This is a genomic window from Candidatus Pelagibacter communis, assembly GCF_001180025.1.
Classification (GTDB): Bacteria; Pseudomonadota; Alphaproteobacteria; order Pelagibacterales; family Pelagibacteraceae; genus Pelagibacter; species Pelagibacter ubique_A.
The window spans coordinates 1-775 of record NZ_CVSK01000055.1 but is presented as its reverse complement, the minus strand read 5'-3'; the positions used below and the strand labels follow the sequence as shown (position 1 = coordinate 775).

At 20.5% G+C, this 775-nt stretch carries 1 protein-coding gene and 1 pseudogene; both read left to right on the top strand.

All coding sequences use genetic code 11. From position 1 onward, the window contains the following. A pseudogene (locus AMN83_RS05210) lies at positions 1-400 on the top strand (hypothetical protein); the annotation flags it as partial. 16 nt (positions 401-416) lie between these two features. After that, the coding region (locus AMN83_RS02855) for a hypothetical protein (RefSeq protein ID WP_143323636.1) at positions 417-775 on the top strand (359 nt) is incomplete at its 3' end.

Here is a 775-nt window from a genome sequence, read left to right as displayed (position 1 = left end):
TACTCTGATAAATGTAAATAAGCATCTAAAAAAAAATTCTTATTTTATATTTGATTTTTGGTATCTACCTGCAGTACTTAATCTTAAACCACAGAAAAAAAATTCAATATTTCAAAATTTTCAATACAAAATTAATAGAAAAGTCATACCAAAAATTTCTTTAAACAAAAATATTGTAGAAGTTAATTATACTTTTAAAGTAAATGATAAAAAAAATAGAAAGAAATATATCTATAAAGAGAAACATAGTATGAGATATTTTAGTATAAATGAAATTGAGATATTTTGTAAGTTTACTGGATTTGAATTAATTAATATTAGGGAGTTAAATTCAAATTCTAAACCTTCAGATAAAACGTGGGCAGTACATGCTATTATAAAAAAAAATAAAAATATTTGACTCTTGCAACAATTAAATGATTAATTTTTTTTCATTATTAAAAAAAACAATTTTTTTAAATGTTCTTATAAATTTAAAATTTTTAATTGGAATCACTAGCCAGCTAATTTTAGTAAGATATATAACTCCTAGTGAATTTGGAAAGTTTGCGATAATTATTATTTTGTCAGAAGTCTTATTTAGTATTAATGCTGTTGATCAGACTGCGATTATTAGATATCAAACTGAAAAATTTCTTTTAAAAACTAGCTCAGTATTATGCAACTATGGAGCCAATTTAATACTTATAATTTCTAGTTCAGTTTGTATCTTTTTATATGTTTTTGAAAAAATTGATTTAATAATTTTAATATCTAGTTTAATAATTTTATTTTC